The sequence below is a fragment of the Acidobacteriota bacterium genome (assembly GCA_040754075.1).
GTDB lineage: Bacteria > Acidobacteriota > Blastocatellia > UBA7656 > UBA7656 > JBFMDH01.
Map to the genome: position 1 here is coordinate 28,782 of JBFMDH010000023.1, position 17,647 is coordinate 46,428.

Sequence of the window (17,647 nt, forward strand, 5' to 3'; positions counted from 1 at the left end):
CCGCTTCCAGATAAAGCGGATGCGAGTTAATCAGCCGTGTGCTAGTATCGAAACGCACACTGCCGGTTAAGTTTTACCGAACTGAAACGGATTAGTTGTTGCACTGAAGCCTTCGGCGTTGCTGCGCTGAAGGCTTCACTTTTTATCACTCAATATTTGAGCAATTCTAGGTACGCCGATTTTCGCTTTCGATGAAATGCCGGTGAATTGCCATGGGGTTCACAGTTGCAACACCGGCACGGCAAGACGGCGGGCTTGCAAGCTGACGGCTTCGATTTGGGTCGGGTTCATGGTCTCGCGCGAGATGATGAACAGACCTGCCTGCATATTTTTTTCAAACCGTAAGCAATCCTCTAGTCGACAATGCGCGAAATTGCAGACGCCGCATTTGAGCAGCCAACACTTGAGACGAATGATTTGCTCGTCATTGCTGTCGCCAAAGATGATGATTGGCAAAGCTTCTTTCATAAGCCTGTGTTGATTAGCCGAGAGTAATAGCACCGAAAGATGAAGCGGTCGCTATCGGATTTTACGCCGCCGAACCTGAGCCACCGCCGGTTCACTTTCGGACAGCTTGTTCGCCAGAATCTCTGAGGCGAACATTACTGATTTCGATGATGCGCGCCGTGACCTGCCCGTTTTCGGCGCGAATGATTCGGCGTGACGCAGGAACCCACAGACCCGAAGTATTGGCGTAAGCATCGGTGAACATCTCTGTGCGTTTCAGTTGTCCGGTCTTGGCGTCGAAGTAGGTAACAGTGAAATGTTTGGGAAGGAATTTACCGCCTTCCGTGAGCGTGGTTTCCAGCACCGTGATGGTGAATTTATCGCCAGCCATGGTGCGCGTTACTTCGACGGTTTGACCATCGCGCACCCGATAGCTTGATTTCATGGAGTCGTTTAGTTGCAGCAAACGACCGAGTGGGTTTTTATCGTCTTCGCCGAAAGTGAGGGGATAGCGACCATCGCCTTTGGCGAAATCGCCGCCGCGACGATGTGCCAGCATACTGCTCAATTGATCGTTGACCCATTCCTTCGCCTCTTCCGATAAGCCGTCAATCTTCACCTCAACGCCTTTGGCGTCAGAGTACAGGAGCGTCCCTTTGGTGATGCGCCCGTTGTCATTAAAAGTGAAATCAGCTGCGAAGCCACGAAAATTCTGGGGAAAAGTCTGCCGCGCATCGTGCGCCTTTTTGAGCAAGGCGTAAGCTTCGGGGTCTGCCTTCGCTTCTTTGGCAGCAGTTTGTTGCGCCGCGACCGTGCCGCCAAGCAAAGCGATGCAGCAGGCGGCAAGTAAAGTTTGCGTCAATGTTGCTAGGTTATTTTTCATAATGATTCTCCTGATCAATTTCGTTTAAAACATTTTTCACTTATTTCACATGATGGTTGATTCCGAATAATTTTGTGTGGGGGAAAATTTTCCCTCTGCGTGAAGAACTTGCAAAAGGTTACCCACGGCATCTGCCAAACAGAAAAATTGCGCTTGTGACATGGTAAGCATGACATTGTTTACAACTACATGAATGCAACCGGTGGCACAGCGAAAACAGGAGTACCCGCGTTGATTTTGAGGCGAGTGCTGTTGATCGATTTGATTCATAATCTAATCTCCTATTCCGTGTTTGAACTAAAGTTATCGTGAATCCTGGCTTGAAATGTAAATTGCGGTGACGAGTTAACCTCCCTGCCTGAGCCTTTTGCAACTCAATAAAGTGAGGCGGAAGGGCTGCCTGCTTGCGCCAACGATGGTTTGCTGAACGCCTTACTTAATTGAAATCGAAACTCATTTTCATTTAAAGAATCAACACTATACTCACAAAGGCGATAAGCTGTCAACAATTCATCAGATACTTTTTGAGATTATCCGGAACTTAATTTCAACTTTCAGTTGCTGCTTCTCTAAGTAGCAGTCTATTATTAGCCTTATGAAATTCGCAACCATATTGAGATTGAAACTCAATCTGCTCAACCCACTGCTTGCCCGCTAAGGGCAAAATAATTTTTCGCGCCGCAAAAGGCTTTCGACAAATCCATCATTCATCAATAAACTAAACACTTTTTAAATAAGGATAGGACTATGGACGAGAAATATTTTCCGCAAGCCATCGAAACCAAATGGCAAAAACGCTGGGCAGATGAAAAAACTTTTGAAGTTAAAGAAGACCCGACCCGACAGAAATTTTATTGTCTGGAAATGCTCGCTTACACTTCGGGACGCGCTCACATCGGGCACATGAGCAATTATGCAATCGGCGACGCGCTGTCGTGGTACAAACGCATGCGCGGCTTCAACGTCCTGCACCCGTTCGGTTGGGACGCTTTCGGACAGCCTGCCGAAACCGCCGCCATCAAACACGGCACCGACCCCGAAGATTTCACCCGCGATGCCATCAAAACCATGAAAGGGCAGTTGCAACGCATGGGCATCAGCTATGACTGGTCGCGTGAAGTGGCAACCTGCGACCCCGAATACTACAAATGGAATCAGTGGTTTTTTATCGAGATGTACAAACGCGGCATGATTTATCGCAAATTGTCGCCGGTCAACTGGTGTCCCAAAGAAAACATTTCGCTATCGAACGAACAGGCATCGGGCGGCGTCTGTTGGCGTTGCGATACCCCGGTGATTCAAAAACCCTTGATGCAATGGTTCGCGCGCATCACCGATTATGCAGGCGAGTTGCTCGATTGTCTGGATGATATGGAAGGCAACTGGCCCGAGCGCGTCATTGACCAACAACGCAACTGGATTGGTCGTTCGCGCGGCGCGCACGTGACTTTCAAAATCGCTGACTTTGATGAATCCATCACCGTCTTCACCACGCGCATCGATACGATTTATGGCGCCAATGCTATCGTGCTTGCGCCTGAACATGCGTTGGTTGAAAAACTGGTCGAGGGTACACCGACCAAAGATGAAGTGTTGGCGGTTGCCGCAAAATTGAAAAATCAGAATCGTTCGGCGCGCACCCTTGAAGATTTGGAAAAAGAGGGCGCGTTTACCGGGCGTTTTGCTATCAATCCGTTCAACGGCGAACTGATGCCGATTTGGATTGCCAATTTCGTGTTGATTGAATACGGAACCGGCGCGATTATGGCGGTGCCTGCGGGCGACCAACGCGACTTTGAATTTTCGCGCAAATACAATATCCCGTTTCGGCAAATCAAATTGACCGGTGATGGCAAAGAAATTCCCGCAGACGAATTGGAAGTCGCCGACGAATCGTGGACAACCACGGTCAACACCGGCGAGTGGAGCGGACTCACTTCCCAAGCAGCAAATGAGAAGATGACCGCCTATGCCGAAGAACAGGGATTTGGCAAAGGCGCGATTACCTACAAGATTCGCGACTGGGGCATCTCGCGGCAACGTTACTGGGGAACCCCTGTACCGATGATTCATTGCGAGCAGTGCGGCACTTCGCCGGTTCCCGAAAGTGAATTGCCGGTGGTGTTGCCGAAAGGCGTGAATTTGAATGTCACCGAAGGCTCACCGCTTGACCACGTTCCCGAATTCGTCAACGTCGCCTGTCCGCAGTGCGGTGGTGAGGCAAACCGCGATACCGACACGATGGACACTTTCGTTGACTCGAACTGGTATTACTTCCGTTACTCAGACCCGCATAACGACACGCAACCGTTCGACCCGCAAATCATCGCGTACTGGTTGCCGGTTGACCAGTACATCGGCGGCATCGAACACGCGGTCATGCATTTGATTTACACGCGCTACTGGAACAAGGTCATGCGCGATATGGGTTTGGTGAAATTCGATGAACCGGTAACCAAATTGTTGACCCAAGGCATGGTCTGCAAAGAATCTTACAAATGCCCTGAGCACGATTGGCTGTTCCCTGAAGAAGTCACTAAAGAGAAGACCTGCAAATTCTGCGGCAGACCGGTCATCATCGGGCGCAGCGAAAAGATGTCGAAATCGAAAAAGAATGCCGTTGACCCGATGGAGATGATTGAGCGTAACGGCGCGGACGCTTTGCGATTGTTCGTGTTGTTTGCCGGACCGCCGGAAAAAGACAAGGAATGGTCTGACGAAGGATTCGATGGCGCTGAACGTTATTTATCGCGTGTCTGGCGCATCGCCGGGAAATGGCAAGGGCGTATCAACGGCGCGGCGATTCCGGCAATTGCTGCGGACAATTTAGCCGATTATCAACGCAAATTGTTACGCAAAACTCATCAGGTGATTCAAGCGATAACCGAAAATCTCGAAGAGCGCATGCATTTGAACACCTGCATTTCGGCGTTAATGGAACTCACGAACGAACTTTACGCCTTCGATTTAGCGGTTGATAAAAACGGCGAAGCGACGGCGCAGGATTCGAGCATCGCCCGCGAAGCGTTGGAAGCTTTGATACGAATGCTGGTGCCCTTCGCGCCGCACATTGCCGAAGAGATGTGGGAAGCTTACGGTCACACGACCAGTCTGGCTTTTGCGAAATGGCCCGAATTTAACGCCGACTGGGCGCGCGAAGAAGCTATCGAAATCGCCGTTCAGGTGAATGGCAAATTGCGCGGCAGAGTTTTTGTTGCGCCCGATGCCGACGAAGAAACGATTAAACAGACGGCCTTTGCCGATGAAAAAATCAAAGCCAATACCGATGGCAAAGAGATTGTCAAAGTCGTGGTCATCCCGCGTCGCCTCGTCAACATCGTGGTGAAATAAGCCGTAGTAGATTGGAGCCATTTTCGCCTGAGCTTACGATGAGTTCGTTGAGAAAGCGGTCTTTGACCACCAATGATCAGGCTTGTTCAACCTCAGTTAATGATTTTGCAAGCCACCCAAGAAACCCTGTTTTCAAACGAGGCAAAAGTAAATAAGCGATTCACATTCACTTTTTATTTTTGCCTTTTTACTTTTTACTTTTTATTTCAATCTGAGTGTCGGGTCGCCTAAGAGTATCCAGGTGCGGCGAATGTCCATATCCGCGATTGCAGTTTTTGCCTGTTGCGCGGCTTCCCCGATGGTCACTCTTTTCGCAGCAGAGTTGAACAGCCGGTTGATAAAATTTTGATTCAATACTTTTTGACCGTGCGGCGAAGTCAAACCCGATGATGCCCACACGGCAAGTGCGCCGCCGCGACCGGCAAGCAGTAAAGCTTCACCAAGCGATTCCGATTCGGCTTCCGAAAAATCGCCGTTCAAACAACTCATGGTCACAAACATCGGTAAACTCGCGTTGGTCAAATTCCTTGCTTCCTGTGCCGTCAACAGATTGCCGCGCCACACATTGAGCGACCCGTGACCGACATAATTCACCAATCGCTGCCCGCGATTCAGGGCGTCAAAGAGTTTCGCTTTTGCCGTCGTCGCATCCAGTTGTCCGCGTCTGAGTTCTTCGACCTTCAGTTGCGCTTCGATCAATGATCGAATCCCGCCATTCGCACCTTCAAAATCAAAACCTTCATTGGCATCGGAAACCAACAATGCAGACGCTGGCGCGACGTTTGGTTGATAATGCAAAATTTTCGCGATTACATTTTCGGCATCCGTCAGCGTTCGCGCGGGCAACCGCCCCACTGCCATTTCAGCAATCCCGTCGTCGTTGAAATCCGCGAACCAATCATCGGATGCGGTCTCCATAAACTCCGTGTCAATGAATCTGGTCGGCAATAAATCGAACTCACCCCGCCCCAGATAATTTTTCGCATCATACGAAGCATCGCCGACGAGTAATACAAAGCGCGGGCGTTGGAGTTTATTGCTCTGCGTATTGCTCAAAAAGGCTCTGATGGCTTGCGGCGATTTGTTGCCGAAGTTGAATTCATCGTAGAGGTCTTCGACATCAACGAGCGCCACCTTCAAGCCTTCGGCTTCACGTTTCTGTTTCAACGGCTTGAGCGCGTCAAGGAACTGACCATTGGCAATCACCACGAAATCGGCTCCACTAGCCGGTTTCAAGTCTGAGGGGATATTCAATTTCACGCTCACCGGTTGACCTGGCTGGTCATTGGCAATCGCTAAAAGTCGGCGGGTTCCCTTTTCAAAAGTCGCAACACTTAAAATCAACCCGCCGAGTTTTGACTGCTCAATCGTGCAGGCAAGTTCCTGCGGCGCATCTGTTGCCGTCACATCAAACACGCGAAGGTTTTTCGAGGTGAAGCCATTTATCGAAATGCGTTCGCCTTCCCTTGCCGTAAATTTCAATTGATTATTTTCGGCGGTAAAGGTTTTCGGATAGGAGACGCGAATCGCATCCACCAGCGAAACATCGCTTGCGCCGTTTTGCGCGGTTAAGCGAACGGTGTTCACCCCTGTTTGCAGAAACGCCAGCGGCACTGCAAATTTTTCCGCATGATTTTGCTGCGCGTTGAAATCGAGATAGCCGATTAGATTGCCATTGAGTTGCACCTGCACGCGATGGGCTTGTTGTGTGACACCCTGCAAAGTGATTTCAAGCGTCGCTTTTTCCGCCGCGTTGATGGCGAGATTTTTAAGCGTAAGAGTTTGGTCAACGGTTTGCGCAGTGATAATCGCGCCAAAGAAATTTTCTTTTTCACCATTTCGTAATGCCGCGAAATAGATGCTGCGGTCACGCCGTTCAATGGTTTCAATAAATGATTGCGGCGTGATTTCGCCTCTGCCGGTTTGCGCAACCAGACGTTTGCCGGACTGTGTACCTTCAACCAGCCAGTAAATTCGCGTATTCGTCGATGGCGTATCCAAACCGACGCCGTAAAATTCAACTGCCTGTAACGAACCTGATTTATCCGTGACTACGGAAATCGGAATCTCTTTACCTTCGACAAACATCTGCAAGGTTTGCGGGTTCGCGTCTTTTGATAAACCGGCACGGCTGAGTTCGGTTGGTGTCAGGCGATAAAACCCCTCTTGCTTCACGCCAATCTTGATTGCCCGCAGTGATTCCATCATCCCTGGCGAATCGGTTTCGGTTTTCCCGGAAATTTTTGCGAGCGTCAAATTGTCATCCGTATTTGCAAACCGGTTTATTGAACCCGCGACCGTTTCAATAATTTTTGAGGTATCGATTTCGGCGAACGGTTTAGAAACATCGGTTAAAAATCTCGCCTGCACGGGTTCATCAGGTTTCCCGCCAACTGATTTCACATAAACCGGGCCGTGCCAGGTCGAGTGCCCATTCAGGTCAACATCTTCCAACCAGTATGCGGCAGTTTCCGATGTGCCGCTTACCCAAAACCCGTAATGGTCGCCCGCTGTTAAAACCGCTCCCGCCTTGAGCGCCGAACCGGCGACGAGTTGCGCATTCAACAATTCACGTTTGCCGTTTTCATCGCGATAGATATTAAAGCCGAGATTGTCGGCTTCAAATCCGGTTTGCCATTCAATCAAGCTGCCGTTGTCAAAGCCGGTTGCCGAAAGCGCCATCAGTTCAACCAAGGTTGGTTGCGAGCAGGCGGAAAATTCCGAGGTGTTCCCCGAAGCATCCGTAGCGGTCGCAGTAACCCGCGAACCCGATGCCACCGCAACATTGAAGGTCACATTAAATGTCGCGTCGCCGGAAGCGTTGGTTGTGACGTTGGTCGCGCCGAGGTAATTTCGCCCTTCACCAAATCCCGAATTATCGCAGGAGGTGTTGGCATAAAAATCCAATTGAAATGCGGCATTCGCCGAACTGTTCAACGTGCCTTGAATGGTGATGCTTACGCCAATGACCGCCGAAACCGAAGTGATGACCGGATAGTTTTGCAGATTATTCGCCCCGGTATCGGGGTCAAGATTATCATTGACTTGTACAACCCCATTGTTGCCCAAATCAATGCCCATCAGGTTATTTGAATAAATCGAGTTGGCAGTAATACGGTTGCCGGTGGCGACTGAGCCAATGCCAATGCCGTTTTGTCCACTGAAAGCAATAATGTTTCCTTCCCCGGAATTTCCGCCAATTATGTTGTTGTTGGAGGCAATCAAAATTCCTGCGCGGCTGTTGCCTAATGCCCCGGTTCCGGCAACATTGGTGCCGATGAAGTTGTTTTTAATCGTGGTGCCGGTTGAAGAAGTCAACCCCATAAAAATTCCAAAGTTGTTGCCGGAAATTAGGTTTCGCGCTGATGTAGTCGAACCGCCGATGGTGTTGTTCGGGTCTGCAACCGAAATGCCGCCACCGGTCGCGGTGTTGCCATCGCCATTGCCTTTATCTAATGTCCCTGTCGCGTCTGTGCCAATCAAATTTCCCTGAACAAAGTTGTTGCTGCCATCGAGAGTAATTCCGGTGTCGGGGTTAGCTGATATAACATTGCCTGCGCCCGCGACCGTGCCACCGATGAGGCTGTTGTTGGTATTGTTGAGAAAAACGCCGAGGGTGTTTCCAAGCGCGGTTGTGCCGTCTGCGCCAAGACCAATGTAGTTTCCTTGAATGGTGGTGGTCGCCGAGGTGCCGACGGTTTGAATGCCAACGATGTTGGCGGAAATGATATTGCGTTCGGCTGCGGTTGTGCCGCCGATGGTTGTGGTGCCGTTTGCGACGATGCCTCTGTCAACATTTCCGGCGTCGCCGTTGCCGCTTGAATTGACGCCGATGAAGTTGCCTTTGATGATGGTGTTGCTTGCCGAACTTGCGGTTTCGATGCCATCGTCGCCGTTGTTGGAAATCACATTTCGCGCCCCCGAAACCATCCCGCCGATGGTGTTATTTGTAGCGTTCGCGCCTTGAATGTGTATGCCGTCTTGCGTGTTACTCATTCCGGCAGAAACATTGCCCTGAGAATTGACGCCGATGAGATTGCCTTGAATGGTGTTGTTGCTTGCGGACGTAGTCGCGCCATCAATCAAAATTCCGTTTGCGGTGTTTGCCGAAATCAGATTGCCGTCATCTGCCGTGCCGCCGATGGTATTGTTGCTGACGTTGTTTAAGAAAATTCCATTCGCGCCATTACCCAGAGCAGCGAGTCCGCTTTGACTTGTGCCGATGCGCGAACATTTAACTGTGTTTGTGCCGGTGGTGTTGAATTCAATCCCATCACCATTAAAACGATTGATGATGAGTCCCTGAACGGTGCTGTTACCTGCGGAGATGACCAAACCGTCTGCGCCCGCGCCTGCGTTGGTGCCATTGAGTTCAACTATGGGCGAACTGCAAGTTGCGTTTGGTTGTGATAAGCCGTCAATTATTACAGGTGCGGTGATGGTTGGCAGCGGCGTGGTCGGCGAAATGGTTTTCACGCCCGCGCCTGCTATGTTGAACGTGAGGGTGTTTGGCGCAGGGTCGGCGTTGGCGTCAATGATTGCCTGTCGCAAACTTCCCGCGCCGCTGTCGTTGGTGTTGGTGACCACAATTGACGGAGGCACGAAAGCCGTAATGGTGCGGCAAACTGAAAACTCCGAAGTATCAAACGGCGCGAGGTTTCGCGTAGCGGTTGCGGTCAAGGCGTGTCCGATGGTTGCTTCGGTTGGAAGGGTATGGCTGATGGTGGCGTTGCCACTCGCGTTTGTGGTGACATCAACAAATCCTAAAAAGGTTTGCCCTTCGCCATTGCCGAGCGCGTCACAGGTTGGGTTTGTAAAAAACTCTATGCGGAAAGAGGTGTTAGCAGCGCTGTTGAGTGTGCCGTTGATAACCGTTCCGAGACCTGAAAAAACTTCGGCTGATGAGATGACGGGAAAGTTTTGCAAATTGTTCGCGCCGGTGTCCGCGTCGCCTGCGTCGTTTGCAGTGATACCGTCGGCGTTCAGGTCTATGCCCAAAAAATTTGTTGGCGTGCCGTTTGAGTGAATCGCATTGCCTGAGATTTTGTTTCCTGTCCCAGCCGTGCTTTGAAGCGAAACGCCGCGATTGGCGTTAAACGCGATGAGATTGCTTTCGCCCGCGTTGGTGCCGCCGATAGTGTTGTTTGCTGAATTCAAAAAGATTTGTATGCCGTCGGTGGTGTTGCCAAACCCCGTGCCGCTTCCCGTGACATTGACACCGATGTAGTTTCCCTGAATGGTGTTGTTGGTTACGCTCGCATCGCGCAGAGCAATGCCTGCGCCGGCGTTGCCTGAAATGATATTGCGCGCGGCTACGGTTGTGCCGCCAATCAGATTTCCAGTGCCCAAGGTGAAAAAGCTGATGCCGCCCGATGAGTTGCCGATTTTCGTCAAACCGTCGGCGCTCAAACCGATGAGGTTGCCCTGCACAAGGTTGTTTGACGAACTTACCAAGCGAACGCCCGATAGCGAGTTGCCGGAGATGGTGTTGTCGGAAATTGTATTATTTGATGATGAACTGACTAAGACTCCATTCCCGTTGTTTCCAAAATCCGCATTGCCTGCCGCGTTGGTGCCAAGGCGATTGCACCTGATGGTATTGCCGCCGTTGTTAATAAGTGAAATCCCATCACCACTGAAGCGATTGATGATTAAGCCTTGAACGGTGCTGTTGCCCGCAGAAATCAACAATCCGTCCAAGCCTGCGCCTGCATTCGTCCCATCGAGTTCAATCAAAGGCGAACTGCAAGACGCATTCTGTTGTGATAAGCCGTCAATCACAATCGGCGCAGTAATACTCGGCAGGGCGGAAGCGAGCGTGATGGTTTGAACGCCTTCGCTCGCGATGTTGAAAGTTATGAGCGTCTGATTGGCGTTGGCATTTGCATCAATAATCGCCTGACGGAGCGAACCCGCGCCACTGTCATTGGTGTTAGTAACCACCAGGGTTTCGATGATAACCGGAACGCAGGCGGAAAATTCCGAAGTATCAAGCGGCGCGGTGTTTCTCGTCGCCGTAGCCGTAATGAATTGACCGAAGGATGTGGGCGGAAGGTTCGCGTTGATATTGGCATTGCCGGTGGAGTTTGTTGTTACATTCGTAAAGCCCAGAAAAGTTTCGCCTTCACCATTGCCCGAAGGGTCACACGAAGAACTGGCAAAAAATTCTATTCGATAAGAAGTGTTTGCCGCGCTGTTGAATTGTCCGGTTATGCTGGTTGTCAAACCGTTTGACACGGCAGACGCCAGAACGGGAAAGTTTTGCAAATTATTTGTGCCGGTGTCGCCGTCGCCCGTATCGTTTGGGGTTACGCCGTTCTGGTCCAGGTCAATCCCTTGTCCGCCGTTTGAGAAAATCGAATTGCCTAAAATTCTGTGTCCGGTAGTCGGGTTGGTGTCACGAAAAATATTGATGCCGTCTCCGGTGTTATAAGCGATTAGGTTGCCTTCACCGGCGTTTAATCCACCGATGGTGTGGTCGTTATTGGTTGAACCGTTGCCGATAATCGTAATGCCTGCGCCGTTGTTGCCCATAGGGGTTATGCCGTCGGCAGCAACGCCTATGAAATTTCCCTGCACAATGTTTTCCAAACCGTTCACGTTCATTGCGGTCGCGGTATTTCCCGAAATCACGTTGCGCAAATTCGATGTAGCGCCGCCGACAGTAATGTTTACGCCGGTTATTTCCATTCCAAACACGTTTGGAAGCGCCACCATGCCGCTTTTATCCGTGCCTATGTAATTGCCGGTTATGTTATAAAGCGAGCTGCCAAAAACTCTCAGCCCCATAAACGTATTTCCCGAAATCACATTGCGCTCTGCCGCAGTGTTGCCGCCGACGGTGATATTGATGGAGAGAAAACTGCCGATTGTGCGTTGCAACAAAATGCCTACGACGTTGCCGCGAGCGATTGTGCCCGTGGGGTCTGTTCCGATGTGACAGCCTTCGATGGTGATGTTGCTTGAAATCTGCGTGGCGATGCCAGCGTTTGAGAAACGATTGATTGCCAAGCCTCTGACAATACTGGTTGCGGCGGTGTCAGGGATATTGAAAAACGATAAGCCGTTTGCAGAAGCTCCCGCGTTTGTTCCATCCAGTTCGATGACGAGATTGCCGACAGACCATCCCGTTTGCGTTGTGCCATCAATAATCACCGGCGCGGTGATGTCCGGGAAAGGCGTAAGCGGCGCGATGGTTTTTACGCCGCTTCCGGTTATCGCGAAATTGATGGTATCAATCGTTGAAGTCGCATTGGCATTGATGATTGCCTGACGAAGCGAACCCGCGCCGCTGTCGTTGGTGTTGGTAACCGTAAACGTCGCGCCCTGGGTTTTCTGCGGGTTTAACCAGGCGATCAACCCTATACATAAACCGATACCGGCAATTATCAAAAACCCACGCTGTTGTTTCATCACATCACTCCCTGACATCTTGTGACTTGATTGTGCAATTGTATTGCGCAGGGCAGTCTGAAAAGACTTCTCTGCGCGTCCGGGCAAATGCCCAATTGCATCGAGTGAGTATGTGATTAGCTTCAATGGGTAAATTGATGCGGCGAGACCACAGCGCCATCAGGCAATGCGCCAGGAGTTTAAAGAAGTCTTAATCGCTTTGGGCTTGCGCCTGCTTGTTGAGTTAAAGCAGTCAACCCGGAAGAACCCGACCTCGCCTACAGGTTTAAGATACGCGCGCGCCACAGTCACTACAGCCAGACCACATACTCGCCCAAGCTATATCATGAGTTGAATGATTCCAGCGTGGCATTTTCGGAAATTTCTTTTAAACCATCCAATCCACCGGACGATTTACTGAGGTCGAAAAAACGGGCTAAAGACCGCGTCAGTCGCCGAATCGTGGTCTGTAGCCCGCTTTTAATAGATGCGTCAATCGCAAACGACTCTAAAGTTAAATAGAGATATTCCTTTAACGCAACTGCATTGCCGGGTCGCCCAGCAAGGTCCAGGTTTTACGGATATCCGGGTCAGCGATAAATGCTTTGGCGCGCATCGCCGCTTCCCCAAGCGTCATCGGTGTCGACCCGAACAACTGGCGATAGAATTCTTTATTCAACTGCGCCTGCCCGCCCGGTTCGCATAGTCCTGACGATGCCCAAATCGCACAGGCGCCGCCCTGAGCATTGAGGAGGCGCTCGGCGAGACTATCAATCTCAGGGTTGACATAATAGCCATTCAAACAATTCATGGAGACGAACAATGCCAGATTCTGGTTATTGATTAATGCGCTGGCGTCCTCGTTTGACAGCAACCCGCCTCGCCATACACTGAGCGAGCCGTGACCGCTGTAATTGACAACCTTCAGACCGCTATTGATTGCCTCAATCAATTCCTTATGCAAAGTCGCATCATCGGCGGTGCCGCGCTTGATTTCGGTTACCGCAAGATTTGTCGGCACTAGAGGACGAAGTTCGTTGTTGCCGTTTGAAAAATCAAAACCGTCAGTCAAATCGCTAACCAACAACAACTGGTTTGCGGCGGTCTGATTATCGTAGCTGATGATTTTAGCGACTAACCGCGCGGCTTCGCTGGCATTTCGTGCGGGCAATCGCCCGATTGCCATCTCCGGCAAACCCTGGTTGCTGAAATCGACAAACCAATCGTCGGAAGCGGTTTCCATATATTGCGTATCAATCAATTTGGTGGGCACGATATTGTCATCGCCAAAACCTAAATAGTTTTTGTAGTCGTAGGTGCCATCGCCGCCAAGCAATACATAGCGCGGAGCCACCGCCCAATTCGACTTGGTAAAAGCCAGAAAATCTTTTATGGCTTGCGGTGATTGATTGCCGAAATTGAATTCGTCATAGAGGTCTTCGACATCGACCATCGCGACAGTTAATCCCTTGCTTCGACGAAAGGCGGCAAGCGGTTCAAAGCTTTGCTGTAGCTCGCGGCGCGTGATAATCAGATAATCGGCGCTGCGATTGTTTTGTCGCCAGTTTGAGGGCTGGTTGGTTTTAGGCATAACGCTTCGCGCCTGCTCGCCGGTAAAGGCATAAAGTTGGCGCGTTCCGGCTCCGGCAACCGTCAGCGTAATGGTCGCGGCATTTTTACTGCCGCTTAATGTTCCGGTGAGTTCTTGCGGATTATTCGGGTTTGTGACATCCAGTACGCGAATGTCGGTTGAGGTGAATCCGGTCAAGGTAATCTGCTCGCCGCCGCTTGCCGTACATCGCAATTGATTGCTTTCGGCGGCATACTTGCGCCAGTAAGTCAGGGTGATTTTATCAACCAGAGAAATATCCGCGCTGCCGCCCAGGGCAACTAGGCGCACCTGATTGCTCCCTTGATTTAATCCGGCTTGTGGCAGGTTGATGGATTGTGTAGCGGCTGCCTGTCCGTTAAAGGTTAGCGTGCCGACCGCCTTACCGTTTAAGAGAACCTGCACCTGATGCGCGGTGTTGGTCACACCCTGGACATTCACCCCGAGGGTCGCGGTGCCGGTTGGTGAGGTGGCGAGATTGGTTAGGTTCAAAGTCTGGTCAACCCCTGTGCTATTGATTAACGCGCCAAAGAAATTTTCGGCTTCGCCATTTTTGAGAGCCGAGAAATAGAGTGTGCGGTCTTTATGCTCAACAGCGGATTGGAACCGGGTCGTTCCGGCGACGCCACCGGAAATTTTTGCGGACTTGATGCGCGCACCCGTAGTTGCGCCGTTTACCAGCCAGTAAACCCGTTCATTGGTCACAGTGTTGTCGAGTCCGAGTCCATAAAATTCAATCGTGTCGCTGGCATCTAACCGTCCATCCAGTTCACCTTTGACCAGAAACGGCACCGGTTGCCCATCAACAAACAGTTGCAATTTACGCGGGTCGGCATTGGTATCAAGTCCCGCAGCCGCCAGTTCGCCTGGGGTCAAGCGATACCAGCCTTCATGTCTTACGCCGATTTTCACGGCACGATTATTCGCCAGTCCTGATTGGGTCTGTATCATCGCCGGCGTTACTGTCACCGGTTGCGCGAGTCGTTCAATCGGATTGCTGCCTTGCGCAAAATTCATTTGCTCTTGCGGTTGTCCGAGACTCACGAGCAATTTTGATTGTTCGGTGGTTGGTCTCGCGCCGCGATTTTCGCTAATGGCGATGGGTCCGGTTAAGGTGTGCTTGCCGTTGAGGTCTAGGTCTTCCAGCCAGTAACTCACTTTGCCATCCACGCCTGTCAATTGGTCTTTCCAGGCATACACGCGCCCGGATTTCATTTCCACGCCTGCGCCCGCAGTCAACGCCGAACCGGCAATGATGGAGTGGGTGATTTTCGTGCGTTGCCCGTTGACTTCGCGGTAAACATTGAAGCCGAGATTATCCACTTCATAATCGCTTTGCCATTGCAACAAGACCTGCCCATCATCAAATCCCTTGGCGGTAAAGCTTCGCACCTTTGCCACGGTCGGCGCAGTACAACCGGGAAATTTAAATGCCCCGACGCGGGTATTCCAATTTCCAGATGATCCGTTGGTCTGGTTGATGTAGTACATGTTGGTGTACCAGAAGGTGCAATCATCAACCGGGTCAATACTCATCGCCGTATAATCTCCCCAGCGATGACAGGGCGCACCTCCGCAATTGTTGGTTTGTGAGCCTGCCCCGGCAACAAGTTGAACTTCAGTTTGCGGCAAGGTGTTGAGCGGGTCACCTGCCAAACGCCCTGAATAAGCGATGCTCGGAAAATTCGGACTTGTTCCGTTTGAGGTGCTGTAACCGACTGCCATGTTGCCTTGGTTGTCGGCAGCAATACTCCCCATCCAACGGTGGAGTGTGGTATCCGGCGCATAAATTTGTTGTTGAACAGACGTGGTAACAATCGTCCCGCCAGTGACATTGATTTGCGCCCATTGGATGCGGTTTGTGCTGCCTGAGACATTAACGTTATGAACTACCCAAAGCGATTCAGCACTTCCTACGCGGCGATACTGCACCTTTTGCATAATGCGGTCACCAACCGTATCCAAAGTATTCGTGGTGTTTGGTTGCGGCACATTTGGCAAGTTGAAATTGTAAGCGGTTTGAGTTACAGAGGTAATGCCGCTCATCGTGCCGCCTTGACAGTTTGCGCCCGGAGTAAATTTTCTTACCTCAAAAGTAAAATCAGTCACCGATTCTCCGACAAAATAATTTGGAGTACCGGCAGGCGGTAATGAGGCTGGGAGCTTTGCGCCACTAATGTTACTGGGAAATACTGAAAAATTAGTGTTTCCGCTGATAAATCCTAACGCACCTCTCAGCGTCGCCCCGCTATACATATCCGATTTATTAAGCGAGGCAAAGGCAATGCCTGAATAGATATTGCCATTGCTGCCGAACATATTGGCTCCCATGTAAAGGCATCCGTCATTCCAATTTCCGAATTTCGCATAGTCAGCAAGCGCATTTATAGGTGGTTGCCCGGATGCACCTGTGTCCATACGAACAGCATAGAACCACCAACCACCGGAAACCGGGTCGTTGGTCTTGGAAACCGCGAAACATTGATAATAGGGACCGACGAGGGCTGCGCCAACAACCTGGAAAGCGAAATGGGTGAGTATCCAGCGGTCAGCAAACTGGTCATAAATGACAACCGGGTCGCCCTGATTATTAGCGGCGCAAGGTGTGCCGATTCCCTGCCCGCTCCATAAGGAATTTTCCGTAAAAGCCGCGAGTTGCGTCCCGGTCTTGTTGTAAATAGCATAGGCATTATTGACCGCCATAATGTAGTGACTGGAACCGACATCACCGTTAATGTCTGGTGGCCAACCCGCGCCTGCCTGTCCGCCGATAACTGACGAATTAAAACTCAATCCCGCGAAGTTGACCGTCGGACTTGGCATTGGTGCCAAAGGAATTGTCGGTGTTTCAACATCGGGCGGATTTTCGGGCGCTTTCTTGGTCGGCGTCGGGCCTTCCAATTCTCGCCCCAACCTTTCTCCTGAAGGAACAGATGGCAGGTTGCGAACATCACCGTTAAATTCGCTGGGCTTCACCGGTTCAATGTCATAAGAGCGCGCTTCGATTACCTCGCCGCTTGCCGTGAGTTGCGGTTCACTTTGCGCTTTTAATTTTTCGGCGGCTAATTCGTCATCGGTTTTGAGTACACCGGGCGCTTTGGCGATGGAAAAACGTGAAGTGGATTTCGGAAAGATGAGCAAAGGACTGGAACGACGAACGCCACCTACGCCGCTTGCGCTGCTGCCACGCTGCGGCGCATTGGTCGCCATCTGGTCTTTTACAGAAGGACGCTGATAACCATTGTCCGGTGATTTCGCCGAAGTTTTTTGTGCCATCAGTTGTTGATTCATCCGCAGACGTATGCCGCTCAGCATCTTTTTACTGAGCATCGGGCGGCGTGAATGAGCTACGGTTTGGTAGCGATTTCTTTTGGCTTTGGTTTGTGGCTTTGGCTTTTTTGCTGTGCCAGTCGGTTGTTGTGCAGGGTCAGAAACCGGGGATTGCGAAGTATCGAGGTACAGCCGGGCATCGCTCCCCACCTGCGCCTGACTCACGCGCAAAGGGATTAACCACGCCCCACTGCCGACAGACAAACTGAGACCAATGGTCAGGGAGATTATTCTCGTGATTTTGAATGCGGCAGTAGCCGTTGAAATCCTTTTCATTAAACGCCCAAATCTTTTGCTCATTACTTTCCATCCTTTCACTGCAATGGCTGGTTCGCGAATTTTTCTCTCCAACACATTATTAAAAAGAACAACGAGTGCCTGGGAGGATTCGGTTAGGGTTTATCGCTCCTCAACCGAATTGAATTGCGATACCCATTGAATTGACTCGCTTTTTAAGCCCGCTAAACGAGCCAATCCGAAATTCACAATGCCTGGGCATCTATGGGTTGATGCCGGTTGTTATGATTGATGTGGGGCAATTTCAGGGATAACGGCAAAAATGGTATTCCCAGACCAATTATCGGTCAAGCATTTTGACGACCAGCAGGGAAATAAAAACTGTCGGTCTATTGCTT

At 50.9% G+C, this 17,647-nt stretch carries 5 protein-coding genes; 1 reads left to right on the top strand and 4 read right to left on the bottom strand.

The features are described 5' to 3' along the window. Window positions 1-219: 219 nt before the first annotated feature. Both AB1757_21555 and AB1757_21560 read right to left on the bottom strand, forming a co-directional pair. A complete protein-coding gene (locus tag AB1757_21555; GenBank protein ID MEW6129641.1) occupies window positions 220-468 on the bottom strand; it encodes a hypothetical protein in 249 nt (82 codons plus the stop codon). Window positions 469-559: 91 nt separating this feature from the next. Continuing rightward, entirely contained in the window at window positions 560-1,330 is a 771-nt protein-coding gene (locus tag AB1757_21560; protein ID MEW6129642.1) for a DUF3386 family protein, read from the bottom strand. A 747-nt stretch (window positions 1,331-2,077) separates the two neighbouring features. Between AB1757_21560 and leuS the strand changes: the two genes are divergently transcribed. Beyond that, on the top strand, window positions 2,078-4,681 hold the full coding sequence (gene leuS, locus AB1757_21565) for a leucine--tRNA ligase (protein ID MEW6129643.1): 2,604 nt from the start codon (window positions 2,078-2,080) through the stop codon (window positions 4,679-4,681). 201 nt (window positions 4,682-4,882) lie between these two features. Here the strand turns inward: leuS and AB1757_21570 are convergent, their stop codons facing one another. Together AB1757_21570 and AB1757_21575 are read right to left on the bottom strand one after the other, a co-directional pair. Then, window positions 4,883-12,094: a C25 family cysteine peptidase gene (locus AB1757_21570; GenBank protein MEW6129644.1), complete on the bottom strand. Its 7,212-nt coding sequence runs from the start codon at window positions 12,092-12,094 to the stop codon at window positions 4,883-4,885. Window positions 12,095-12,605: 511 nt separating this feature from the next. After that, a complete protein-coding gene (locus AB1757_21575) occupies window positions 12,606-17,312 on the bottom strand; it encodes a C25 family cysteine peptidase (protein ID MEW6129645.1) in 4,707 nt (1,568 codons plus the stop codon). Window positions 17,313-17,647: the final 335 nt, after the last annotated feature.

Coding starts and splice junctions, on each gene's coding strand:
- AB1757_21555 (MEW6129641.1), bottom strand. CDS start 468: ATGAAAGAAGCTTTGCCAATCATCATCTTTGGCGACAGCAATGACGAG.
- AB1757_21560 (MEW6129642.1), bottom strand. CDS start 1,330: ATGAAAAATAACCTAGCAACATTGACGCAAACTTTACTTGCCGCCTGC.
- leuS (MEW6129643.1), top strand. CDS start 2,078: ATGGACGAGAAATATTTTCCGCAAGCCATCGAAACCAAATGGCAAAAA.
- AB1757_21570 (MEW6129644.1), bottom strand. CDS start 12,094: ATGAAACAACAGCGTGGGTTTTTGATAATTGCCGGTATCGGTTTATGT.
- AB1757_21575 (MEW6129645.1), bottom strand. CDS start 17,312: ATGAGCAAAAGATTTGGGCGTTTAATGAAAAGGATTTCAACGGCTACT.